The sequence below is a fragment of the Eubacterium sp. 3_1_31 genome, from assembly GCF_964249515.1.
In the GTDB taxonomy this organism is placed as follows: Bacteria; Bacillota_I; Bacilli_A; order Erysipelotrichales; family Erysipelotrichaceae; genus Longicatena; species Longicatena caecimuris.
Genome location: NZ_CAXUBY010000002.1, coordinates 106,699 through 133,120, shown reverse-complemented (window position 1 = coordinate 133,120; position 26,422 = coordinate 106,699). Strand labels below are relative to the sequence as shown.

Sequence of the window (26,422 nt, the reverse complement as noted above, 5' to 3'; positions counted from 1 at the left end):
CAACAGTGTCACCATCAACGGCAAGTAATACTGATTTGTTATGGATATCCAATAATACGAAAGTAGCTACGGTGTCGGCAAGTGGAAGAGTAACGGCAAGAGGAAATGGCACGGCAATCATTACTGCAACCGCCAAAGATGGCTCCAAGAAAGCAGCCAAATGTACGATTACCGTAAAAACGCCGGTAAGTGCTGTAAAATTAAATGTGACAAGTAAGGCAATGAAACCTAAAGATGTATATTATTTATCTGCAACAGTGTCACCATCAACGGCAAGTAATACTGATTTGTTATGGATATCCAATAATACGAAAGTAGCTACGGTGTCGGCGAGTGGAAGAGTAACGGCAAGAGGAAATGGCACGGCAATCATTACCGCAACCGCCAAAGATGGTTCCAAGAAAGCAGCCAAATGTACGATTACCGTAAAAACGCCGGTATCTTCACTGAAACTAAATGTTCGTAGTAAAACCCTTAACCGTGGAAATACGTATACCTTAAAAGCTTCCATCTATCCATCAACCGCCAGCAATAAAAGCATAACGTGGAGTTCTAGTAATACGAAAGTTGCGAAAGTGGATAGCAAAGGGAAAGTCACAGCAGTAAATGGTGGAAGTGCCATCATAACGGCCAAAGCAAGCAATGGCATGGTGTATAAATGTAACGTATATGTTCGATATAAGATTACGTATTATCTCAATGGTGGGAAAAATGATAGTAAAAATCCAAGTGTTTATTATAATCAGAACATAACGCTGAAAAATCCGACAAGAAAAGGTTATAGCTTTGTGGGCTGGTATAGTGATTCGGCTTGTCGTAAGAAATATCCGAAAGTCACTACAAAATCGAAAGGCGATATTAAACGTTATGCGAAATGGGCGAAAATAAGCGTTGGGAAAGCAAGCACACCAAGTTTAACCAATCTAAAAGGGAAAAAGATGCAGGTCAAACTGCGGAAAGTAGCTCAGGCAAGTGGCTATCAAATTACGTATACAACTGATAAACGCTTTAAATCCAATGTAAAAAGTACGTATACGAGTGCTTTAACGAAAACGCTGACAGCTTTAAAAACGAAAAAGACCTATTATGTAAAGGTCAGAGCTTATAAATATGATTCTACGAAAGCTAAAGTGTATGGCAGCTATAGCAGTGTTAAAGCAATCCGTATAAAAAAGTAAGGGCTATCGGCATAAGAAAACAGAATGGAAAGTGATGCATGTGGATTCATCACTTTCTTTTTTTTATGATGGTTATTATTAAACCGTAGAAAAAATGGGGAATCTACTTTCATGTACGTCATCTTTATATTATAATGGTAGAGCTTAAACGTAGTATGTAAGGAGGAATCCCTATGAAGAAAATAGAACTGCTCGCACCAGCTGGTGATTTAGAGCGTTTAAAAATAGCAGTCTTATATGGCGCAGATGCCGTTTACTTAGGTGGGAAGCAGTTTTCTTTGCGTTCGCGTGCCAGCAATTTTGACCTTGCGGATATTGCAGAGGGTGTAAAATTTGCCCAGGCTCATGGTGCCCATGTACATGTGACGGTGAATATGCTGCCCCATGAAGAGGATATGGAAGGTTTAAAGGAATACCTCATGGAATTAGAACGTATTGGTGTCACTGCGATCATCGCCGCATCACCTACCATCATGATGTGTGCCAAGCAATATGCACCAAAACTGGAAGTACATGTATCGACACAACATTCCTCCACCAATGCCAGTGCAGCCAATTACTGGAAACGTAAAGGTATGGATCGTGTGGTATTAGCACGTGAATTGACGTTAAAGGAAATTCAAGAAACAGCTAAACATGCACAAGTGCCATTAGAAGTGTTCATACATGGCGGTATGTGTATTTCTTACTCCGGTCGATGTGTGTTAAGCAACAATATGACAGGCAGGGATGCCAATCGCGGTGGCTGTGCCCAAAGCTGTCGCTGGAAATATCGCTTATATGAAAAAGAGCGCCCACTGCATGATGAACAGGATTTGTTTTCGATGTCCAGCAAGGATTTGATGGCAGCTCGTTTTATTCCGGATCTCATACAGGCAGGAATTGCTAGCTTGAAAATAGAAGGACGTATGAAGAGTGCCTATTATATTGCGACGTTGATTAAAACCTATCGTTTATTAATCGATGAAGTATATGAAAAGGGAAACTTAAGCGAAGAACGTCTGTTGTGGTATTATCAAGAATTAGCAAAAGCAGAAAACCGCCCAACTGCGATAGGGTTTTATGAAGGACAACCTTTACCGCAAGCACAACTCTATGGGGTCAATGGAGCCGGTGTCACACAGGAATTCATTGCGTATGTCTTGGCTTATGATGCCGATACACAAATTGCGACCCTGGAAGTAAGAAATAATTTTAAGCCTTTTATTGAAGCCGAAGTATTCGGTCCCCACATTACCACCACTCGCTTTACATTTGCAGAGCTGTATGATAAAGATGGAAAGGCAATGGAAGTGGCAAAAACACCCATGCAAATTATTACTGCAAAGGTGCCTTGCGTAATGGAAAAAGATGCGATGATACGAAAAGTGATGAAAAAGGATCGCAGTGCCATATATTAAGCAATTTAGATCAGTTTCTTACCTAAAGAAGCTGATTTTTTTAGTTATTTGATAGCTGAATAAAATAAACGCCTATTCCTAACATAAGAGTGGTATAATAAAAGTACTATGGAATCCATACGAGGAGATATGAGCATGAGAAAGGCGAAGCAAGTAGAGCAACCATTAACAGGCGGTGTCATTGACTGTTGCAGTGATGAATATTTTACGATACTTCATGCAGATGATGCCTGGTATCATTTTATTGGCTATACCAAGGAAGAATTTGCGGATAAATTTCATAATCGCTTATTCTCCATTCTACTTGCAGAAGATAAACAGCTCCATCGTGAAATACGCAAGCAACTGTCTTATGGTGATGTCTTTATGTGCGAAAGTCAGTTGACATGCAAAGATAAAACGATAAAATGGGTGAGTATAAGTGCACAACTTACACATTCCAATGATCATACGACATCCTTTCATTGTATCTTTCATGATATCAGTCGTGAGAAGAAAAATGAGCAAGCTTTACAGCTGAGTGATAAACGTTTAGCTTTTTTGTTATCTTTGACACAGGATATCGTATTTGAATACGATGTAACGGCAAAAGAAATTTATTATTCTGAAAACTTTGAACGCAAGTTTGGTTATCAGATACCGGTAACAGGGTTTCCGAATTCTTTATTTGAAGCCAAGATTATTTATCAAGAAGATGTTTCCACTATACGAGATGCTTTCCAATCTATGTTTCATGGTAAAGATGCCATGCGCTGCGAATATCGCCTGAAATATCAAGATAAAGGTTATCGTTGGGTAGTTGCGCAGGCCAGAGCATTGCGTGATCAAAGTGGTAAGGTAATGAAAATCTTAGGGGTGATCAAGGATATCCATGAACAAAAGAATGAAATTTTGAAATCACGCAAAGAGGCGGCTTTAGATCCTTTAACCGGTTTATATAATCGCCGAGAATGTGTACGAAGAATTGAAGAATATATAAGCAAGCATGAACAATTGATGGCCTTTATATTGATTGATGTGGACGATTTTAAACTTGTGAATGACAGGTATGGACATACGATTGGCGATGAAACCTTATTCTTTTTAGGAGAAGCTTTACAAAAGCTGATTCGTAAAAAAGATACGGCAGCTCGCATCGGCGGAGATGAATTCGTTGTATGTCTCAATGCTATTCCTCATGAAGATGTGGTAATTACGAAAATCAAAGCTATCCAGCAGATGTTTAGCCATCATATGATGCAAAAATTGCACCATGAGGTCAATTGCAGCATTGGTGTAAGCTATTATCCAAAACATGGGAAAAGCTTTCATCAGCTGTTAGAGGCAGCGGATAGGGCAATGTATCAAGCGAAAAAAGAGGGAAAGAATCGTTATAGTGTGTATCAGTCCAAAAAAGAGCAGCATTCTTATGCCATCTTAAACCAACCATCTATTACAAAAACGTTTTTAGATGATGCCATGGTGCAGTTTATGGCAGATTTTGTTTTGGACGGTATGATTGGATGGTATGTAAAAGAAGGGTTCCCTTTTTACTATATTAATGACAACATGCTGAAACTTTTGGGTTATGAGGATGAAAAAACATATCGTGAGGCAGTTAATGGCCATTTTTTAGAAACGATTTTCGCCAAAGATCGATTTAAAACTGAACAAAGCATTCGTGAACAGCTGCAGACAAAGCAGGAGTTTTTGGTATCTTTTCGTATTTGCGATCGCTTCAATCAGGTTATTTGGATCAGTGGTAAGGGCAAACGAATCCATCACAGTGAAGAACAAGATGCGGTTTTTATGCTTTGTGTGAACATACAGAAACAAAAAGCATGTGAGAATCAGCTGAACCTATATCAGAGTTTTCGAGGCAGTGCTGTTTTTATTATCACTTTGGATGCAGCCTTCACATTGTGTTATGCCAATGCATCATTTTATGAGTTGTTAGAAATAACGCCTCAGCAAATGCAGGACACGTATCATATGCAATGGATTCGCATATTGCAGCAAGATGATAGGAAGCGGATAAAAAAGTTGTTACAAACAGCAAAAAAACAGGAAGAATCAACTATAAAATGTGAGTTTTCGGTTACGACTGGAAAAGGCAATCAAAAATGGCTGTTTTTAAGTGGTGCTTTGGAACAAGATGAACATCAGCAATGGCAGATGAAGGGCGTCATGTTGGATCATACAAGAGAGCATACGCTAATGGAGGCGTTGACACACAAGGAACTGGTTTATCGTACGGCTTTAGAGGAAGCGCAAATCTGTGTATGGGAATATGATATTGATAAGAAAATTATGTATATGAGCGAGAATGGTAAGGATCGTCATGCAATGCAGCCGATCACATGCAATATGCCGGAAGAATTGCGAAAGCAAAACCTAATTCATCCGGAAAGCTGGCCGACGCTTAAAGATATGTATGTACAGCTTGAAAATGGGGTTCCTTATATCCAAAGAGATATCCTTACCGCTAATAAAAACCATGATGGCTGGTGGTGGGAAAGGGTGACTTACACAACCATTTACGATCAGCATAAAAAAGCACGATATGCGGTAGCCGTTGGCGAAGATGTAACGAAACAAAAAACGGCGCAGGCATATTATCAGCATCAAATGCAGCGCCATATCGTTATTTCCGATGCCATGCTGTTACGTTTTCGTATGAATCTGACACAAGAGTGCATGATGGAAATAGAAGGCAAAATGGTAGACTCCTATGATACAGTAGAAAGTTTTGAAGATTTATTACAGCTGCACACACAGCATGTGGCTTTTGAGGAAGACCGTCTACGCTTTTTACATTTACTGAATATGGAAGCATTACAAAATGCATATGCCCAAGGGAAATCACTTATCAATTGTGAATACCGCTGCAAAGATGAAGATGGTCATTTGTTCTGGGTCAACAGTGTAGGTCGATTATTCATGGATGCCAAAAGTGGTGATTTATATTTACATGGTATTCTTGTGAACATTGATGATCGCAAAAAAATTGAATTGGCATTGAAGAAGAAACCGGAAATGGATGTATTTCCCAATGTATATAAAGAAAACACCTTCAAAGAAGTGTTAAAGGAAGCCTTAAAACTACCAAATCAAGCTCATGAAAAAGAAGCTTTCTTACTATTTGAAATCGATCATGAATCAGAATTTTCACGTATCGATATGGCCGGAGTTGAGCGTATTCAGGAAGAATTGGCAGCCTTGTTACTAACTGGTTTCGCATGCCGAAAAATCGTAGGACGCATGGAAGATGGAACATTTGCGTTATGGTTATGCAGTGAGGCTACCAAACAGGATATCTGTGCTATCGTTGAATATATTCGTAAGACGATTGGCATTCCTTATATGTTTTCTGATATGAACTTTAAGGTTACCTTATCTTGTGGCATTATCCTGCTGCATCAGCCAAAAACAAGTGATGAACTCTTTCATATTGCTTTTGATACCATTCATCAAGCCAAAGAAAAAGGTGGAAATTGTTATGTGCTAAAAGAAGTCGAACAACCTTTACCACAGCCTTTGACTATGCAGGAGCTATTCACAGGAGATAAGGCAAGTGAGGATATGCTCTTAAAAACACTGTATTCAATGAATCTGGAAAAGTCTTTTACTAGAGCGTTGTATCGTGCCGTTGAGCAACTCATGCGTTATTATGGCGGAGATCGCGCATATTTGATTGATTATAGCGATACTATGCAATTATATGAAGTACGCAAAGATGGTATGGATTCTATCAAAGAATTGAATGAATATATGCTACAGCCGAATTCTATTAATAATGCGAATTTAAAAGAATTGCTGTTTGGTGTACAGGTATTAGAGGATGTAGAAAGCTTAAAAGACCAAGATCCTAAGATATATGCATATTTAAAAGAATTACGCATTCATAGCAGCATGTTGGCATGTATGCAGGATAATGGAGTGATTATTGGTTATCTTGGCATCGACAATTATACGTGCCATAAGGAACATCCCGGTTTCTTACGGATGTTAAGTTATTATTTAAGCAATGAATTGGCGAAGATGAAACTGCAAAAGAAACAATTGTATATGCATTATCATGATTATCTAAGTGGTGCTTTAAATCGCGCAAGCTATCAGCAATACCGTCAGGAACTCATGGAAGAACGATTAATTTCATTGGGTGTAGTTTCATTGGATATCAATGGATTGCGGGATATTAATCATCTATACGGAAACGCTTATGGTGATGATATCATCCGTCGCATTGCACATGTAATGGAAAAGATATTTGTGAATGGCAATGTCTATCGTTTTACCGGGGATGAGTTTTTGGTGATCGTAGAAGATATGAGCAATGAGATGTTTACCAATCATGTTGTGAAATTGCAAAAACGTATGCAAAAGATTTGTGATGTATCCATCGGCTTTGTATGGAGTGATACGAATAAGCAGTTGGATGAGCTGATTGCCCATGCGGATGAGCAAAGACTGATCAATAAGCAATTTAATTACAGTTGTTTGCAAGGCGAACACACCAAACATAATACACATGTCTTAAAAGGCATTTTAAAAGAAATTAAGGAAGGCCGTTTCCAGGTGTATTTGCAGAAGAAAGTAAATTCACAAACCAATGCCATCATTGGTGGCGAGGCTTTGATTCGCTATCAGGATGCGGATGGAACGATCGTAGCGCCAAATCGCTTTATTCCGATGCTGGAAAAGTTAGGCATCATTCATTATATTGACTTCTTTGTGTTCCGGCAGGTTCATGAAATCTTATGTAAATGGGAAAAGGAAGGCAAAGCATGTGTGCCGATTTCTTTGAATTTTTCACGTGTGACATTATTGGAAGACAATTTGGCACAGCGGATGAGCAACATCAGTAAAAGCTATGCCTGCAAACGTGCATGGATCGAAATTGAAATTACAGAGAGCGTCGGTGATATTGAAAGAACGACCATGGAGAAGAAATGTAAAGAAATAAAAGAAGCAGGCTATCGTCTGTCTTTAGATGATTTTGGATCTAAATATAGTAATATTGCTTTTTTATCCAGTGTTAAGTTTAATGTATTGAAACTGGATAAGGGTTTAATGGATGATATCATCAGTAACCATAAAGCCAGAGCCATCATTTCCAGTATGGTGGAACTGTGTGCGGCTTTACAGATTGAGGTTGTGGCTGAAGGAGTTGAATATGCAGAACAGGTGGAAATATTAAAAACATTGGGTTGCTATCTGATTCAGGGATATTATTATGGTAAGCCGATACCTTCACAGGAATGGTAAGTCACATGCGGCATTGTTTCAAAGCTGTTCTGATTGAAATAATGCCTTTTCTAGCCGATTTTAAAAATATCAACAAGAAAAAAAGCAGAAATTTACATTTATTCTAAAACATGCTAAAATACAGAAGATTATTGATGAATCATAAAGTTAGATGAGGAGAGTACAGTATGAAATTGAGTAACAGTTTCTTTTATACCATCCGTGAAAATGCGAAGGATGAAGACAGTGTCAGTGGAAACTTACTGGTAAGAGCAGGAATGATCAAGAAAAGCTCTTCCGGTATTTATATGATCATGCCTATGGGAAAGCGCGTATTACAGAAGATTGAAACGATTGTACGTGAGGAAATGGACGCAACCGGTGCACAGGAGTTGTTGATGCCAGTACTGATTCCTGAAGAAGTATACGAAAAAAGCGGACGTAGAGAAGCCTTTGGGGCAAATATGTTTGCTTTGAAAGACCGTTACCAGAAACGTTATGTCATGGGGCCAACGCATGAAGAACTTTTCACCATAGCGGCAACCATGAAAGGAAGCTCTTATAAGGATTTCCCTTATAATCTATATCAGATTCAGACCAAATTTCGTGATGAAACAAGACCTCGTTATGGCTTAATTCGAGTGCGTGAATTTATCATGAAGGATGCATATTCCTTTGATGTGGATGAGGAAAGTATGCATATATCCTATATGAAGATGTTTCATGCGTATAAAAAGATCATGGAGCGTTTAGGCTTAACATATAAGATCGTTAAGGCAGATACCGGGGCAATGGGGGGAAGTTTGTCGGAGGAATTCCAGGCCATTACTCCAATCGGAGAAGATGTGGTTGTTGGCTGTGAGCATTGCGATTTCTCCAGTAATTTGGAAATTACGGAAGTTGTGGATCAAGCATCGGATGACACGGCAGAACTTCGTCAAATGGAAGTTGTCAAAACACCGGATGCCAAGACGATCGAAGAGGTAGCAGCCTTCTTTCAGAAAGCAGCTGATGACTTTGTAAAGACATTGATTTATAAGGTTGATGGTAAGACCTATGCCTTTTTGTTAAAGGGCACAAGAGAATTAAATGAAACCAAAGTCTTGAAGTTGTTACAGGCAAATGAAATGGAATTGGCCGATTTTGATGAAGTAGAACGTGTTACACATGCGAAGGTTGGTTTTGCCGGTCCGATTGGAATTGCATGTCCGATCATCATGGATCGTGAAGTTACGCATATGAAAAATTTTATTGTCGGCGCAAATCAGACAGACCACCATATCGTAAATGTGAACGTTCAAGATTTTGAAGTCTCTATGATTGCGGATATTGCACAGGTAAAAGAAGGTGACATCTGTCCGGTATGTGGACATCGTTTAACCTTTGCGAAAGGAATTGAGGTAGGAAATACCTTTAAACTCGGTACGAAATATGCGGAAAGTCTTGGCTTAGAATATCAGGATGAAACAAATAAGCTGCATCCGGTACAGATGGGCTGCTATGGCTTTGGCTTAGGAAGAGCAATGGCGGCAATTGTAGAACAGCACAATGACGCATCCGGTATCATCTGGCCTGCCAGTGTAGCGCCTTATCAAGTGGCGATCGTCGTTGTAGCCATCAAGGATGAAGAACAGATGCGTGTAGCAACCGCCTTGTATGAAGAGCTAAGTGCTGCTGGTATTGATGTCGTATTGGATGATCGAAAAGAGCGTCCAGGCGTAAAATTTAAGGACATGGAGCTGATCGGCATCCCTTATCGGATAACGGTAGGAAGAGGAGCTGTGGATGGCAAGGTGGAATTCCGCGCGCGTACAGCATCAGAAAACGAAGAATGGCTGATCAGTGAAACGAAAGCAAAGCTGATGGAAATAGTAAAGTAAGAAGAAGGTAAGAAAGTGGTATTGTTATTTTCATGAAAGAATTTACATTTTATGAAAATATTACAAAAAAACACTTTCTTATTTTTTCGCTTTATTGTATAATAGAGAACGATAGGGTTGATAAAACTTTATTTTCACAAAAGATAAAAGGTTGAAAGGAGCAGATTATGAAAGAAACATTATATTTAAATAACGATTTGGCGATTGTCAATTTCAGCGCCGGATATGCTACCACTGGAGATCAGCTTTTAAATTCCAGTACCTTCAGTAACTATGTACACAATTTTATTGATTATCTGAAAGAGAACAATGAAGACTTATATTATTATGCCGTAGGCGGAAAGACAGCACGCGAGGCAACCGTTGATCTTTTGCGTCTGTTCCGTATGATGCGTATCTTTAAAATTGATGAAATTGAATCTTCCTATCTGAATGATAAAGGACGATTATTAGAATTTTTAGAAGAAATGTATAATTTCTGGAAGAAGCATCAGCGTTTTTCCGTTGTTACGGCGGGAACAGCAAGTGCTTTGCAGGATATCAGCTTTGTGACGGCGGACTCAAATTTCAATAATATGGTATTGACATTATATCGTAATTTAGAAGAATCTTTAATGGGGAGAAAAAACCGCGTATATCGGCAAATGCAGGCCGGAACCAATGCAGCGATTGCGGTAAGTGTAAAACAGCCGAAGTTATCAAATACGTATGATGCCTTAAAAGATATTCCATTCATTACTTCCATCATGCTGCGCACACCGATGATCTTACATCCAAAATCAAACAAGCGTACCGGTATGTTTACGGAAACAGACGTAAATCCAATTACGTATTTTACTGGCAGTGATGAAGAATGGTTCTGCTTCCCATGCAAGATCGGAACTTTATTAGCCTTTGTATACTTTCATCGTGATTTTATCTCCAGTGCTGTTTCATTAGGAAATTTATTTGAGTTGGCTACGGAAGATGAATGCCGTAAAAAACCAGATCTGATCTGTCTGTTTGGTAATCAAGATGATAAAAATGAAACAGTCTTCCATTATGATGCAACTGATGATATCTGGGTCGGAAGCTTAACTTATGATGAAAAGATTGAATATTTCGGCTATATGAAAAAAATGTGTCTGACGCTGCACAATTTAAGAAAGATGCAGCATGGCTGGCTGCCAATCCATGGTGCCTTCGTTAATATTACCTTACACAATGGCAAACGCAAGGGAATTATGCTGATGGGGGATTCTGGCGCAGGTAAGTCAGAATCAATTGAAGCCTTAAAGATTGCAGGTAAAGATGTTATCAAAGATATTGAAGTTGTCTTTGATGATATGGGAACCATTCATATCGAGGATGGCGTTCCATATGGACAAGGTACGGAAATCGGTGCCTTCATTCGCTTGGATGATCTAGATCCGGGTACACCATATCGTGATATGGATCGCTCAATCTTTATGAATCCGGAGTCTAGCAATAATGCGCGTGTCATTACACCGGCAGCACCATATGAAGTTGTCGCAATGAATCATAAGATTGATTTATTCGCCTATGCCAATAATTATGATAATGAATCCGGATTGCATCGCTTTGAGAATCTGGAAGATGCCAAAGCAACCTGTAAGGAAGGAAAGCGTATGGCGAAGGGAACGACACAGGAAGTCGGTATTTCTACCACATACTTTGCAAATCCATTTGGACCAATGCAACAACAGGATGTTTGTGATCCATTGATTGATGAGGTTTTTACGGCACTGCGTGATAATGGGGTGTTTGTTGGTGAAATTTATACTCATTTAGGTCTTGATAAAGAAAACCGTGATGGTATTAATTTGGCTGCAAAAGAGTTGTTAGATTTTATTGAAAAGGACTAATGCATAAAACAGGAAGAGGACATGATCTGAATTGATTGTGTCTTTTTTTGGGTCGGTATCTTCTGCTTTTGGTGGCTGTTGATTATCCTTGCATACGTGAATTGCTGTGTTCATTTAATTGATGAATGTGTTCGCGATATAAGTACAATTTTTAATAAATGTATCTATTTTGTAGAAAAGCATCTTTTCATGAAGAGAAAAACATAGTACAATAAAATTATCGATAACGGAGGTAAAGCGGGCGATATGAAAATTGCGAAAATTGAAGATGCGAAACGTGTCTTAGAACCAATCATCAGTAAAACACCATTGGTGCATGCGACAAAGATTCATGATAATTTATGGATCAAGGCCGAAAATTTACAGGGCACAGGAGCGTTTAAGCTGCGGGGTGCCTATTATAAGCTTTCGAATTTGAATGAGGAAGAAAAGGCGAAAGGGGTCATCGCGGCAAGTGCTGGTAATCATGCACAAGGGGTTGCGTATTCTTGTAAGAAAATGGGCATTCAGGGAACGATCGTAATGCCGAAAACAGCACCTCTTTCCAAGATAGAAGCTACAAAGGCATATGGCGTCAAGGTAGAATTGCAAGGAGATACCTTTAACGATGCCTATGCATATGCGAAGAATCTGCAGGAAATTACCGGAGCTGTTTTTATTGAACCATTTAATGATGAAGATGTGATTACCGGCCAGGGAACCATCGGTATGGAAATCATAGAAAAAATGCCGGATGTGGATACAGTCATCGTACCGATTGGCGGCGGCGGCTTGATTAGTGGCATTGCGTATGCTATCAAAACCTTGCGTCCACATTGCCGTATTGTCGGTGTACAATCAGAAAAAGCAGCGAGCATGAAAACATCCTTAAAGGAACAGAAGATCATGACCTTAAAAGAGGTCAGTACGATTGCGGATGGAATTGCCGTAAAAACACCGGGAACATTGACCTATGCATTGTGTAAAGAGTATGTAGATGAAGTAGTAACGGTAAGTGAAGAAGAAATTGCGGCAGCCATCCTTGTTTTATTGGAAAAAATGAAGATGGTAGCAGAAGGAGCTGGTGCCGTCAGTGTGGCAGCAGCCATGTTTGGAAAAGTTGATCTTATTCATCGTAAATGCGTTGCTGTGTTAAGCGGAGGAAATATTGATGTAAACTTGCTGTCCAAGATCATTGACCTTGGATTGATCAAAACAGGACGCAAGGCGGTGATCAATATGAATGTTACCGATAAACCGGGAAATTTATCACGCATGATCGAATTGATTTCACGTACCGGAGCCAATATTATTTCTGTAAACCATAATCGTATTCAGAATGGTATCTTATTTAATCAGTGTCGTGTTGGGGTGGTAATTGAGACAAACAATCAGGCACATATTGAAGAAGTGCTGGATATTTTGGAAGAAAATGGCTATCATCCACATATGGTGGAACATGTTTAAGATCCTAATTGATGGAGATGGATGCCCTGTGATTGAAGAAACGCTTATGATCGCAGAGCATTTTTCTATACCGGTCATATTGGTGTGTGACAGCTCACATAGCTTTATGCATGATGCTTGTGAAGTGGTGATTACCGATAAAGGAAAGGATCGCGCGGATTTCGTTATCTTGCAAAAAGTAAAAAAAGATGATATTGTAATAACTCAAGACTATGGCTTAGCCGCACTGGTCCTCAGCAGACAGGCACATGCCTTATCACAAAACGGTTTGCGCTTTCGTGATAACAACATGCTGTCTTTGCTGAATCAGCGAAGTGACGCAGCGAATATACGCCGTCAAAGAAAACGCTATGGTCATATGAAAAAGCGTACACCGCAAGATGATAAAGCCTTTTTAAAAGCTTTATATGCTGTTGTATGTGAGTTATTGGAGTGATAAATTGAATACACATAAAAAAATCCCCTATGACATTATGATGGTGCAATTGAAACAAATGTCAAAGGAAGAACTGCAACGTCATTTACAGTTATTAGGCTGCGACTGGAGTTATGAAGCAATTTATGAAAGCCTGAAAAAAACGTTCAATGATCTGCAAGTGGCGGATGCCATATTTGATAGCTGTATCATACAAGACGACAATAGCCCATATCCCAAAGATTTCATAGATGAGGCTGTGTTAGAAATTGCTCGACGCGAAACGTTTTCGTTCATTCATTATGGGATAGTATCCCGTGATTTTGTACAGGCTATGCAACTATCAGATGATCAGCAAAGAGTGGATGCACTGGAAATGAACTTTCGCAAGGTGCTGAAACTGGCCAAAACCTTTTCCTTGGATAGTCTTGAAGGTATCGTTTATCAGGTAAATGATGGTGTTGATATCATAAGCATGCTGGCGGAAATGCTAGATACCATGCAGCAATTGGCAAGACAAGAAAAACCATATGCCAAACGCATCGTCGCTTTTGTGGATAAATATTTACAAATTTTCACGAAAACGAATACCTTCACCAAAGTCATGCTACAATATGAACAGGCGCAAGCCTATCTTACATTTAACTCCGTGAAGGGAGAACAGCTGTTTTTAAAGTTATTAAAGACGCACAGTGATCCTACGGATGTCATCTTGCATTATGGCTTGGCTTATTTAGATGATGATGAAGAAAAAACGCGCAAGATCTTTTTACGCTATCAAAATAAGTTGGATAAAAAGAGTGAATCTTACGATATCATCATGGACATTTTGCAGGATTTAGAAAGGAGGTCTTCATGAAGCGCAATATCGTACAGCGTCATGCCATCTTTTTTACGCTGTTAGTGCTATGCTTTTTGATTGTTCCTGCGATACGTGAATCTTATGCACAGGATAGAATGAATAAAAAAGAAGCCCAGCGTCAGCAAAAATTGATGGAAGAGTATCAAAAACAGCAAAAACAAAAGCTTGCGAAAGAAAAACAGCAAAAACAAAAGGCGGCAAAGTTTAAAGTGATGCTAGATGCCGGTCATGGCGGATATGATGCGGGGAGCGAAAGTAAACAAGGGAAAAAAGAGAAAGATATCACCTTATCCATTACCTTAAAGACAGGAGAATTGTTAAAGCAGGAAGGGGTACAGGTGTTGTATACAAGAGAAAGTGATACAATCTCATGGAAAAGTAATAATGTAGATGATTTAAATACCCGCAGTCACATGGCGAATGCCAGTCAAGCGGATATATTTGTTTCCATACATACCAATTATAGTGATGAAGCAAAGGATAAGACAGCGGGCAGTGAGGTATGGTACAGTACCCGTCAATCAGGCAGTAAGAAAATCGCTGAGCATATGGAACTTGCTTTACGTACGGATGGCTATACCAAAAGCCGTGGATTGCGGGATGATAGGGAATCTTTTTTATCACTGTTGTATTATAATCAAATTCCTAGTATTCTGGTGGAAACCGGGTTTATCTCCAATCCCAAGGATGTTTCCATATTAAGTGATGCGAAAGGACAAGAGCGAATTGCACAGGCCATCAGTACAGGTGTTTTAAAAGCACTCGGATTAAAAAATTAAAGGATTTCAGTTTTCAAGTTTCATAAAAAAGTGTATACTATAACTTAAACAGGAGGTATATGTATGTTTCATAACAATGATGAATTAAATTTTGAAACCGAATATCATGTCACAACCATACAACAACATGCGATAAAAACATTTGCGTGGATGGGACTTGGCTTATTGATTACGGCTTTGGTAGCATTTGGCATGGTAACAACGAACATGACTTTGCGCTTATATGTATCTTATCCAATAGCGCCTATGTTGTTGTTATTTGCGCAGCTTGGTGTAGCCGTTGCTTTCGCGGCACGTTTGGCGAAAATGAAAGCAGCGACGGCACGCATTCTTTTTGTGGCATATTCCATCTTAATGGGAGTCACTTTTTCCACACTGGCTTTTGTCTATGACTTAGGTTCTATCGGTATTGCCTTTGGGATTACGGCTGTATATTTTGGCTGTTTGGTCATTATCGGCTATACGACAAAGATGAACCTATTGCGCTTTGGGCCAATCTTGATGGGTGGTTTATTAACGTTGATTATCGTAGAAGTTGTGATGACATTGTTGGGTATGGATATTACGACACGCGGCTTTACAGCAATTGGCTTATTATTATTCACCGGTATAACAGCATATGATACACAGAAAATGAAGGCGTTGTATCATAGCTATGAAGGTGATGAAAGTATGCTGAGCAAGTTGTCAATTTATTCAGCTTTTGATTTATATCTGGACTTCATTAACATCTTCTTATATATCTTACGCTTTGTAGGAAATAGAGATTAAGCACTTTAAGACATAGCTGTTTCAGGCTATGCCTTTTTTTTATCTTTTTTCATGATAAGAAAAAAAGGATGTACCAAAGCGGACATCCAACATTATTTCGTTTCTTCTTTTTTCACGCGGTGATATTCATCACTTGCTAAATTTACTTCATGGTCAAAGCTTCTTTCGTTGAAGGCATCTTTTCCATGATCACATAATGGACAACGATAATCATCAGCTTCTTTTAAGAAGTCGTCACCATCATATACATAGCCACAAATTCCACAAATATATGTTGTTACAGCCATCTGCCAACCTCCTTTTCTTTCCTTGGTTTTAAGTATAACATATTTGCTTAAATGTGTCATTTAACTTGCTTTTTAATAACGAAAATCACATAAATGTCACATTTAATTTCATATTTTATCATTCTTGTGTTATGATGAGTAAAAGAAGGTGAGGTTATGAAGAAGTTATGGTCTTTTGTTTTATTACTTTGTTTGTTTCTGGGAAATATACAGCTTTTAACAGCAAAGCAAATCGATAGTCCAAAACAGGGGGGGAATAATTATCATGCGATTGATTATGTAGTACAAAAGCCGAATAACAGCAGACAATTATATCGCTCTGCGCTGCCTACATCCTACGATAATCGAAAACAACACCATGTTACACCGATTAAGGATCAAAATCCATACGGAGATTGTTGGGCATTTACAACCATGGCAGCCGCTGAAACAAATCTGTTAAAAAGTGGAATTGTAAATAATCCAAATGCCGTTGATTTATCAGAACTGCAATTTGCGTATCGTTTTTATAACCGCTTAAATGATCCATTGGGCAATACCGCAGGGGATACCAATGATCCGACATCAACCGGTAAACTAGGTTTTTTAGATAATGGAGGTAATAACTGGACAAGTGCTTTTGCCTTATCACAGTGGATCAGTCCCACAGATGAAGATAATGCACCTTATACACATAATGAGACAACGATGTTAGCAGGTATTAAAAAAGCAAATGCCTATCAACCTTCCTATATCATGAAAGATGCTGTTTTCTTGCCCGATGATGATATTACCTCTATCAAACAGGCCATTCTTGATTATGGCAGTGTATCGGCTGGTATAGCCGTTCAAAAGATGTCGGTATATGCCAAATATTTCTATGATGGCAGCAAACGCTTTGATCATGCGGTGACTATTGTTGGCTATGATGATACAATTTCGAAAAACAAGTTTTCCATAAAACCGCAACATGATGGAGCATGGATCGTTAAGAACAGCTGGGGTACACATGCCAATGATGCAGGCTATTTCTATCTGTCATATGATCAGCCAGTCAATGCTGTAGTAGCTTATCAGTATATGGCGAAAGATACCTATGAAAATAATTATTTCTATGATGGTTCCGCAGCTCTTTCAGAATATACCGCCGGCGGTGAAGTGACAGTTGCCAATGTGTTTAAGGCACAGAAAGGTACGAGTACTTCACCTGAATATGTTGAGGCTGTTTCCATTGCTTTTTCAGGAGCAGATACAGATTATGAGGTAGAAGTATATACCAACCTGAAAGACAAACAAGATCCTTACAGTGGCAGCAAAGCTTTATCGATGCCGGTGAAAGGTTATCGCAAATATGCTGGTATTTACACGATACCGCTTACGCATCATGTCTGTGTAAAACCACATACTTATTATGCCGTTGTTGTGACATGTAAGAATCATTACGGGGATACGACTGGTTTGTATGTGGCTGAAAACAAAAATTATGGATGGATCAATTTCAAAGAACAGATTCAATCAGATCAAAGCTTTCTCTATGTCCATCATGACTGGTATGATATGGCAAATATCAACGCATGTTTTCGTGTGAAAGCATTTACGATGCAGCATCATGATGATATAGCAAAGGCAAAAGTCAAATTATCTGCAACCTCTTATATTTACGATGGGAAACCACATTCTCCATCACTTACTCTAACGTATGGAACAACCACCTTGCGAAATGGTAAAGATTATAAATTGACCTATCACAATAATGTGAAATCCGGTACGGCTTCTGTTCACATTGAGGGTTTAAATGCTTATGCTGGCAGTAAGGATGTCACTTATAAGATCTTACGGCGGGCAATCTATGCAAAAAGCATCCATGTGGATGCCATACCGTCTAAAACTTATACAGGCTGTGCGCAAAAACCATTACCACTTTTAAAATATGGAACGACGACATTAAAAAACGGTATTGATTTTACCTTATCGTATAAGAATAACAGCAATGCCGGTACGGCACAGTTGATTATCAAAGGGAAAGGGAATTATGGCGGCTGTCTTACAAAAAGTTTTATTATTCATAAACGCAATCTGACATCCGTAAGTAATAAGCCATTAGCAACACGGACTTATACAGGCTCTGCCCAAAAACCATTGCCTTTATTGAATTATGGCTCTGTGACTTTAAAAAACGGAAGAGATTATACCCTTTCTTATGCTCATAATGTTAATTCTGGAATAGCTAAAGTCATCGTAAAGGGAAAAGGCAATTATACAGGAAGTATGACAAAGACTTTTAAAATTAAAAAACGTGATATTGCGACAGTGAGCATGAACAAGCTAAGCAATCAAAGCTATAGTGGAAAAGCAATTCAGCCAAACGTGACATTAACGTATGGCAAAACAGTATTAAAGAAGAATAGGGATTATACGATTCAATATGGAACAAATAAAAAATGTGGAAAAGCTACCTTAAAGATTATTGGAAAAGGCGGTTATGGTGGCAGTATGTGTAAAACCTTTACCATTGTTCCCAAACAGCCGCTTAAACTGCATCTCACCACGAGCAAACACAAAGCTATCAATGTATCTTATAAAAAGGCTGTTGGAGCCAGTGGTGTTCAGATTGCTTATTGTGCAAAAGGCAGTAATCATTGGAACTATAACCAAACAAGCAGGAATTGTTATCAACTGCATACACTTAGCAGTGGTAAACAATATCAGATTAAGGTGCGCAGTTATGTAACAATAGCAAACGTGCGTCATTATGGCAGCTGGGGCAAAGTACAGCTAGTCAAGATCAAATAATCAAATACGAGAAAAAAGAAATCCATGAGGTATAGGAGTCTATCTGAATACCTGTCAGGATTTCTTTTTCTTTTATTCAATGCCAAGATAATTTGCGATATTGGCATCTTTATCAATAAATGGTTTGATTGTTTTTGTCTTGCTGGAAAGAATCACCGTTAAGCCCGGGCCATGTCCACTGGTAAAGGAATCGGAATGAACAACAACACCAATGGTGATGGCACCTTCCAGATAATGAGGTCCGTGATGATTATCATGATCTAAAACAGCAACGATATCGCCAAAACGCAAGTCATTGATGTGATAGGTTTCGTTGGCTTTTTTATCCTGTGTCATGATGTCATAATCCCCTAACATGGTTGTCGCACTGCCTAAGCCACTTCCCATCAAATGCGCAGGAACAATGGTTGTAACACCGATTTCTATGCTATCTTCATGTTCTTTGATGTTTAACTTTTCCAATAAAGAAGGATCAATATTCATCACATGAATTTCCTCATGATCTAACAGCTTTAACCCCTGTCCGCATGCTTTGATATGCACCTTATCCTCACAGGTCATTAAATCTAATGTTTCTTCATCAAAATAGACCATGACATGATCGATACCGCCATGCTTACCTGTAACATAGCCGATTCTACCTTTGGCATCTCCGCTGATGATACGAGCTTGATTACCGATACAGGCAAATGCCTGCAAAGCATTATTTTCTCTTTCCACCGGATTTTTTAAGCTTACACCTGGTTCTACATGATCGCCGGCAATACCCATACAGGAATCTTTGATTTTATAATTGTAAACGATGCCGCCGGTCGCCATCGGTATACGTCCAAAACCATCATAGCCGACACGGTAAGCATTTCCCGCCATGCTTGGATGGTCAACACTGCCTTGTACGCTCATAACGACAAGACGATCTTTATTCATTTTCATACTTCATACCTCCGCTGTACATCATTATAGCATTTTTAAACAAAAAAGTAAGGGAAAAGCCTTCATAAAACAAAGTGTTTTACGTAAGATATGTTATAATCATACATACAGGAGTGATGACATGCATAGATGCAAAACAAGAACCTGCCCACCGGTTTTCATAGACAAAGCAACCTATGACAACCTACAAAATAAAATTTTAACACCCACATTTTTAAATGGTTGTAGACAAGCGCAGGAAGCCATTTTACAAAAGTCGTATATGGTCGATCGGCGACTGTTTCAAGAATCTTTTTCAATACCGATGAAACGTAATTTATTTGGCCTTTTGGCAATACCGGTTGAGGTGAATCAGATTTCATGTACCTTTTTAATAGATACGGGGGCACAAATCAGTGGGCTGAGATCGACTTGCGTAAAAAAAGTTGAAGCCATACCTGCCACCGGACGAATCGGAATCGGCAGTATTGGCGGAAAAGAGAAAGCTTTAAGTGGCTGCATCGTGAAACAACTGCGTATGGGCGCTTTGCAATATCATCATATGCCGATGGTCATACTGGATGAGAAAGACTTTGCCATGCGTTTTGGAAACATCGATCTGATGGGATTTGATGGTATTATCGGCTGGGATGTTTTATCACAGCTTGATTTTGAAATGGATGATATTGCGAAACAGTTTAAAGTCGTTAAAAATAAGTTCCGTTTTCCTTGTCGTAATATGATCATGGGGAGTTTTCCGGTTTTTTTATGTCAGAAGAAGAATCAAGAAATTGCCCTTTTCGGCTTTGATAGTGGTTCTAAAGTGAGCTGGCTTTCTGATCAGTTCATCGAAAAGGAACAGCTGCAAATCATCTGTGAAGGCCATGCTATGGGCTTTGGGGTGCATGGATTTGAAAAACTCCCAATGAAAATTGTGGAACAGCTACAGGTGACCTTAGATCGTGGTGCTATCACTTTAAAGGATACGATGAGTGGGCGCTGTGATTTATTTAACGGCTTTACTTTTGATGGGGTATTTGGCAATGAAATCTTTAAAGGCAGAAGGATTCGCCTAATCAATAGTAAACAGGTTGTTCTGCTTGTATAGGCAGTTGTAATTTATCATTATTTATTGTATAGTAGGTAAGAAAAATGAGTAAGAAAGGACGAATTGATTATGTTATTACATGGTAAAATTGTGATGGAAAATGGTGCGGAGATTCCTTTTGAATTATATCCGGATGATGCACCTATCACTGTCGAAAACTTTGTGAAATTGATGAAAGAAGGTTATTATGATGGGAAGACATTCCATCGTGTCATTAAAAACTTCGTATCACAGGGAGGCTGCCCTTATGGAAATGGTACAGGGGATTTAGGATATACGATTCCTTGTGAAACAGCAAATAATCCTCACCGTCATGAAGAAGGAAGCTTGTCCATGGCACATCGTGGTAAAGATACCGGTTGTTGTCAGTTCTTCATCTGTCATTGCCCACAGCCACATTTAGATGGTGTGCATACCGTATTTGGTAAAGTGACAGATAATATGGGCGCAGTACGTCAAATGCGCAATGGCGATGTCATGAAGCAGGTTGTTTTATTGGAGGAAAACTAAACGATGGAAGATGTGAAACGTCTTGGGTTTCCACTGTTGATCATCGTTTTATCCGCATTTCTTTCCCGCTTGTTGGAAACCTATCTGCATGGAAGCTTTGTGCATACCTTAATGGTTATCCTCATTGTCAGTGCCTTATTCCTCTTTGGTGTTTCCTTAAATAAGAGCCGTAAGAAACGCAGCAATGCCGTGTTTAAAAAAGTTGTGGCAATCCTTGTGGTGATTTTGATGCTTTTTATGCAATTGGGGTATTTTACTTTGCCAATTATGCAAAATGTATTCACTTTGATTGGAATTGATGCCTTTTATATGAACATGCTATATATTTTCTGCGGCTATCTATTCGTGGATTAAAGGAGGAGCAAGATGTTTTTCTTAAAATTCGATAAAACGATGGAAGAGGTTAAACAGGCATTGGATGAGCATCAGGATATAGTCTTAGTCGACGTCAGAGAAGCGGATGAATATGCATCGGGTCATCTTCCTCAGGCAATCAACATGCCATTGAGCCGATTTCATGAAAGCTATACAATGCTGCCTAAAGAGAAGCCATTGTATGTATATTGCCGCAGCGGACAGCGCTCACGTACGGCAGTGAAAAGACTAAAGGATGCAGGCTATGCCAATGCTTATAATATCGGCGGAATCATCCACTGGCCTTATGATACAGAAAGCAGGTAATGATATGTTTCATACAAACGTAAGATGTCCGCATTGCGGGCATGAATTCACCTATTCTATCTTTCGCTTTAATTCCACCGTATGTTGTGAAAAGTGTCAGAAGAAAATTTATATTGAAACCAAAACAAGCATGTACATGATTTTGTTTGTCGTGTTTCTTTTAGCAAGTGATTATATAAAAGCTTTTTTACATACGATATTACCAAATCAGGCAGCATTTCTCTATTTTGGTTTGATGTTTTTCATCATACTGATCAGCTTGTTGTTGGTCATGTTTGTACTGATTAAACTATTCGGCTTTACAAGCGTTTATCGCATCCGTGATGATGTGTACTATCGTGAGGCTGTTCAGCGTGCAAATGATCGAAAAAAAGGGAAAAAGAAATAAGCAAAAAAAGTGTTAAGCCTTGATGATGCAAGGCTTTTCTTATGGCTGTTAGAATATATAAGTCCTTTTTTATGAGAAATCTCATGGTATACTTAATATGTATAATGATATAAGAAAATACAGCACGATAAACAAAAAAATCCATATGATTCTTTTTATATGAAATATTTACCTGTTATCTTAATATTTTATATATTTTTTATTGCATACTATAGCTATGAGATGGGAGCAAGATGATGTCCAGCATGCCTTGACAGATAAGCAAGAAGATACCACCTTAAATGATATGGCAGATGCTCTTTTGCACGCAATACGTTATAATCAGGCAAAAGTGTTTCCGGATGTTGTGTGTCGTATTCAAAAAGAGGCGGAAACAAATGAAATTCTGGCGATACGTAAAATATTGGTGAAGCTTTTTCATATTCTGCAGAATAAAATGAACCAGTGTGAGGATATGAAGGATTATGTGACATTGCTAAGTGAGAAAATCGATGGTATCTCTTATGATAATCCCACGCAGGATGAGGCAACCTACATTCGTTATGAAGTTAAGCATGTAATCCATGCCATTATCAAATCACACAGTAAATCAATGAACAAGATTGTTTTGGATGCGTATACTTATATCGGTAAGAATTACCACCGTTCTATCGGGTTAAATGATTTAGCGAACTAATTAGATTTAACTCCTCAATATATCAGCTCTCTTTTATCGCAACATACAAAAAATAGTTTTACCAATATCTTAGCAGAGTATCGCGTTGAAAAGGCAAAGCAATTATTATTAAACAATCGCAAGATCAAAGAGGTTTCCAGTTTGGTAGGTTTTCAGAATCAAAATTATTTTGCGAAAACCTTTAAAAAAGTAACAGGCTATACACCTAAAGAATACAAACAGATGCATGTGATGAAAGATATATAAATGGCTGTTTTCATTTTGTATTTATGTTGTAAGAAGTATGGGGGTTAGCATATGCATGAAGGATTGTATGGATAAATAAGAAAATTTAAAAAGCGTTTAGAAGCAAGGAAAGAAGCCATCTGTATACGGGTCGGCTTTTTTTAATTGCGAAAAAAAGATAACCAAAGAATTGTTATATTTTATCGGTGATTTACCGGAATTTTATTTACGTTTTCTTTTTTATGGTTAGTGAAAAAGTGCTTTTTTATTTATATTGCTCTGTTTTTTAGAATTTATTGTCAATTTATTGACACTGGTTATCTTTTTCTATATTCTGTAAGTAGGAATTAAATAAGGTGTTTTATTCATAATAAAAATAACCTATATATCTACATAAATATTTGTATCCGGATAATGAAAGGTATTTATGAATAAAATGCGAGGTTATAAAATGTGATTATCGCTGTTTAATTAGCAATATTTACAAGGTTGTATTTGTACTTCATAATAAAACCCATACATGGGCTTTATCATATAGGTGTTTATGACATAAGGGCACATCACATCAAATAGTTTTAATAACAGAGAATAATGATTAGGAGGAAAACATGAAAAGGAAAAGTAGGAAGGTATTGGTCGCAACAGTTGCGACTGTTTCTATGCTGGGAGGAGAAATCGCATCCGGCATCTCTTTAAGAGCGTTTGAAAATGTAGCGGTTTTCGATATGAATACGATTGAAAACAGAACCGGAAGTATCACGGTCAACAAGCAGACAAAGGATAAGCAACCTTTAGCAGGGGCAACCTTTGCCATCTATAAGGTTATGAGCTTCACTCCTTCAACGGCAGATGCTTCTGCTAAATATGAACCAACCACGGATTTTGCGCAAGCATTACAGGGGATTAAGGCGGATGAACTAGGGACATATTCCGCTACAGAAATGGAAAAGCTTATTACGACCTTGACGGCAACAGCCAATACCGCAGATGTAAAAGCTACTGCAAGCATGACAACCCCTGCATCCGGTACGGTCACCTTTGAAAATCTTGACCTGGGATATTATCTGGTAGTAGAGACTTCTGCACCGGATGGATATGTGGCAGGAAAGCCATTTTTGATTGCCGTGCCTTCCAGTGATAACTATACGGATGAGAATGCAGCAGGTACAAAATGGGTCTATGATGTAACTGCGACACCTAAAAATGAGAAAGTGACGATACATAAGGAACTCACAGCAGAAAGTGATGGTTCGGTAGCAATTGGAGATTTTGTACAATATCAGATAACGACGCTGATGCCAAGCTATACCGATGACTATTTTGAAGGTGAGAATAAAGTAGTTTTCGAAATTCAGGATACGATGGATGATGGCTTAGCAATACAAAATGATAGCGAACATGCAATTACGGTAAAGGTGAATGATGCTGTCATAGAAGCATCCGATACGACCTATGCCATAACAGCAGCAAATGTAAGCAAAGAGACAGCAGATTTTAAGATCGTGTTCACAAAGGCCTTCCTAAAGGCGCATAAAGGAGAAAAGGTAGCAGTAACCTATTATGCGAAAGTAACGGAGAAAGCCATACAGGGAAATGCCGGAAATGAAAATGCGGCAGTGATCGTATATAATCATAAGCCAAATGCCACCACAACAAGTGAAAAAGAAACAGCTTATGTATATAGCTTTGGGATCAATGTGAAGAAATTTACGAAAGAAGGTACACCACAAGTTTTGCAAGGTGCTAAATTCGTCTTATTAGAGAAAGATGGCAAAACACAGATCGGGGAAGAAAAGAGCACAAATGCAGATGGTGAGATAGCTTTCGGCAAATTGGATGAAGGGACCTATTATCTAAAGGAAACGGCATCACCTACAGGATATACCTTGTTGGCAGAAGCAATCAAGGTAGAGATCATAGCAGAAAAAGATGAAACGACGAAGAAAGCAAATGGAAGATTTACAGTGAAGGTAAACGATCAGGAAGTAAATGCGACAACAGGAGAATATAGCAGCTATATCGATGAGGAAGCAGGAACAGCCAATATAGCAGTAGAGAACCATAAAGGATTTACGTTGCCATCCACAGGAGGAATGGGAATCACGGTATTCTTAGCAATTGGTGGCATAGGAATCTTAGGCATAAGTATTGTAATGTTGAAGAAGAGCAGGAAACAGGCAGAATTATGAAGATGACGAAGCGGATGGTATCAGTCTGTTTCGTTTTCGTATTTTTGTTCTTTTTAGGTATCATGGATTATCCCTTTGTGTCACGATTAATTAATCAACGAAACTACGATGGAGTCATTATTGAATATGATGATACAAGCGCAAAGCTGGATGCAAACAGAAAAGAACAATTTTTTAAAGAAGCGAAACAATATAATGAAGAACTAAGTAATGGTAGTGGTATCTCAATCATAGATGCTTTTGCTCAAGATCATAGCATGGAGAAAAAGTATACACAGCTTTTAAATGTTGCCAATAATGGAGTGATGGGAGTTGTTGATATTCCTAAACTACATGTCTCTTTACCTATTTATCATGGAACATCAGAAGAAGTTTTGCAAAAAGGGGCAGGACATTTGGAAGGCACTTCCTTACCGATTGGTGGGATCTCGACACATGCATGTCTTTCAGCACATCGTGGATTGCCAAACAAAAAGATGTTTACAAGCTTAGATGAATTAAAAAAAGGAGATATTTTTCTGATTACGGTCCTGGGAAGAAAAATGGCCTATAAAGTGAATAATATACAGATAGTCTTACCAAGTGACATTAAAGCCTTACACATTCAAAAAGGAAAAGACTTGGTAACATTAATTACATGTACACCATATGGAGTGAATTCACATCGTTTGTATGTAACAGGAGAAAGAACAGAATATAAAGAAGAAATGAAAACAGACAATAGCATTGGGCTGCCCTGGTATTATGATTGGTGGTGGGTACCAGTGAATATCGTCTTGTTAAGTGTATTGGGAATCTTATTATATCAATATAATAGAAAACCGAAAGTGAAAGAGAAAGTAGAATGAGGAA

At 38.6% G+C, this 26,422-nt stretch carries 21 protein-coding genes and 1 pseudogene; 20 read left to right on the top strand and 2 right to left on the bottom strand.

The genetic code is table 11. The features are described 5' to 3' along the window. From ACESSZ_RS01475 to ACESSZ_RS01430, 10 genes are all read left to right on the top strand, one after another. A partial coding sequence (locus ACESSZ_RS01475; protein WP_499842672.1) for an Ig-like domain-containing protein occupies positions 1–1,178 on the top strand: 1,178 nt, incomplete at its 5' end. 173 nt (positions 1,179–1,351) lie between these two features. Beyond that, on the top strand, positions 1,352–2,578 hold the full coding sequence (locus ACESSZ_RS01470; RefSeq protein WP_008689294.1) for a peptidase U32 family protein: 1,227 nt from the start codon (positions 1,352–1,354) through the stop codon (positions 2,576–2,578). 135 nt (positions 2,579–2,713) lie between these two features. Then, complete coding sequence (locus tag ACESSZ_RS01465) at positions 2,714–7,825, top strand: diguanylate cyclase domain-containing protein (RefSeq protein WP_008689292.1); 5,112 nt, start codon at positions 2,714–2,716, stop codon at positions 7,823–7,825. Positions 7,826–7,992: 167 nt separating this feature from the next. Continuing rightward, positions 7,993–9,684 (top strand): proline--tRNA ligase, encoded by a 1,692-nt coding sequence (locus ACESSZ_RS01460; RefSeq protein ID WP_008689291.1) that lies wholly within the window; start codon positions 7,993–7,995, stop codon positions 9,682–9,684. A gap of 167 nt (positions 9,685–9,851) precedes the next feature. Next, positions 9,852–11,549, top strand: coding sequence for a hypothetical protein (locus ACESSZ_RS01455; RefSeq protein WP_008689288.1), 1,698 nt, complete (start codon positions 9,852–9,854; stop codon positions 11,547–11,549). Positions 11,550–11,795: 246 nt separating this feature from the next. After that, on the top strand, positions 11,796–12,995 hold the full coding sequence (gene ilvA / locus ACESSZ_RS01450) for a threonine ammonia-lyase (RefSeq protein WP_008689286.1): 1,200 nt from the start codon (positions 11,796–11,798) through the stop codon (positions 12,993–12,995). Next, a complete protein-coding gene (locus tag ACESSZ_RS01445; RefSeq protein ID WP_017144606.1) occupies positions 12,988–13,431 on the top strand; it encodes a YaiI/YqxD family protein in 444 nt (147 codons plus the stop codon). The genes ilvA and ACESSZ_RS01445 overlap by 8 nt, the downstream gene beginning before the upstream one ends. Positions 13,432–13,435: 4 nt before the next feature. After that, complete coding sequence (locus ACESSZ_RS01440; protein ID WP_017144607.1) at positions 13,436–14,269, top strand: hypothetical protein; 834 nt, start codon at positions 13,436–13,438, stop codon at positions 14,267–14,269. Then, positions 14,266–15,051, top strand: a complete 786-nt coding sequence (locus ACESSZ_RS01435) for an N-acetylmuramoyl-L-alanine amidase family protein (RefSeq protein ID WP_008689279.1) — start codon at positions 14,266–14,268, stop codon at positions 15,049–15,051. The genes ACESSZ_RS01440 and ACESSZ_RS01435 overlap by 4 nt, the downstream gene beginning before the upstream one ends. 63 nt (positions 15,052–15,114) lie before the next feature. After that, a complete protein-coding gene (locus ACESSZ_RS01430) occupies positions 15,115–15,822 on the top strand; it encodes a Bax inhibitor-1/YccA family protein (RefSeq protein ID WP_008689277.1) in 708 nt (235 codons plus the stop codon). Positions 15,823–15,914: 92 nt separating this feature from the next. Here ACESSZ_RS01430 and ACESSZ_RS01425 read toward each other — a convergent pair whose 3' ends face one another. Further along, positions 15,915–16,109, bottom strand: a complete 195-nt coding sequence (locus ACESSZ_RS01425; RefSeq protein WP_008689276.1) for a rubredoxin-like domain-containing protein — start codon at positions 16,107–16,109, stop codon at positions 15,915–15,917. A 156-nt stretch (positions 16,110–16,265) separates the two neighbouring features. On the opposite strand from ACESSZ_RS01425, the gene ACESSZ_RS01420 reads away from it, so the two are divergent. Next, the gene (locus ACESSZ_RS01420; RefSeq protein WP_008689275.1) at positions 16,266–18,881 is read left to right on the top strand and encodes a C1 family peptidase; all 2,616 of its coding nucleotides are present in this window, start codon (positions 16,266–16,268) and stop codon (positions 18,879–18,881) included. Positions 18,882–18,953: 72 nt separating this feature from the next. On the opposite strand, the gene ACESSZ_RS01415 is transcribed toward ACESSZ_RS01420, so the two are convergent. Continuing rightward, positions 18,954–19,814: a DUF4438 domain-containing protein gene (locus tag ACESSZ_RS01415; RefSeq protein WP_008689274.1), complete on the bottom strand. Its 861-nt coding sequence runs from the start codon at positions 19,812–19,814 to the stop codon at positions 18,954–18,956. Positions 19,815–19,935: 121 nt separating this feature from the next. Here ACESSZ_RS01415 and ACESSZ_RS01410 point away from each other — a divergent pair, with 121 nt between their 5' ends. From ACESSZ_RS01410 to ACESSZ_RS01370, 9 genes and pseudogenes are all read left to right on the top strand, one after another. Continuing rightward, positions 19,936–20,901, top strand: a complete 966-nt coding sequence (locus ACESSZ_RS01410) for an aspartyl protease family protein (RefSeq protein WP_008689273.1) — start codon at positions 19,936–19,938, stop codon at positions 20,899–20,901. A gap of 69 nt (positions 20,902–20,970) precedes the next feature. Beyond that, on the top strand, positions 20,971–21,411 hold the full coding sequence (locus tag ACESSZ_RS01405) for a peptidylprolyl isomerase (protein ID WP_008689272.1): 441 nt from the start codon (positions 20,971–20,973) through the stop codon (positions 21,409–21,411). Positions 21,412–21,414: 3 nt separating this feature from the next. Next, a complete protein-coding gene (locus tag ACESSZ_RS01400; RefSeq protein WP_008689271.1) occupies positions 21,415–21,765 on the top strand; it encodes an amino acid permease in 351 nt (116 codons plus the stop codon). 12 nt (positions 21,766–21,777) lie between these two features. Further along, positions 21,778–22,092 carry a rhodanese-like domain-containing protein gene (locus ACESSZ_RS01395; protein ID WP_008689270.1) on the top strand — a complete coding sequence of 105 codons (315 nt, stop codon included), beginning with the start codon at positions 21,778–21,780 and terminating at the stop codon, positions 22,090–22,092. A gap of 4 nt (positions 22,093–22,096) precedes the next feature. Then, positions 22,097–22,480: a hypothetical protein gene (locus ACESSZ_RS01390; RefSeq protein WP_008689269.1), complete on the top strand. Its 384-nt coding sequence runs from the start codon at positions 22,097–22,099 to the stop codon at positions 22,478–22,480. Positions 22,481–22,697: 217 nt separating this feature from the next. Then, positions 22,698–23,156: a hypothetical protein gene (locus ACESSZ_RS01385; RefSeq protein WP_008689267.1), complete on the top strand. Its 459-nt coding sequence runs from the start codon at positions 22,698–22,700 to the stop codon at positions 23,154–23,156. Positions 23,157–23,171: 15 nt separating this feature from the next. Beyond that, positions 23,172–23,402: pseudogene (locus ACESSZ_RS01380) on the top strand (helix-turn-helix domain-containing protein); the annotation flags it as partial. A 587-nt stretch (positions 23,403–23,989) separates the two neighbouring features. After that, positions 23,990–25,570: a SpaH/EbpB family LPXTG-anchored major pilin gene (locus ACESSZ_RS01375; RefSeq protein ID WP_008689265.1), complete on the top strand. Its 1,581-nt coding sequence runs from the start codon at positions 23,990–23,992 to the stop codon at positions 25,568–25,570. Continuing rightward, positions 25,567–26,418 (top strand): class C sortase, encoded by an 852-nt coding sequence (locus tag ACESSZ_RS01370; protein WP_008689263.1) that lies wholly within the window; start codon positions 25,567–25,569, stop codon positions 26,416–26,418. Before ACESSZ_RS01375 ends, ACESSZ_RS01370 begins: the two co-directional genes overlap by 4 nt. Positions 26,419–26,422 lie beyond the last annotated feature (4 nt).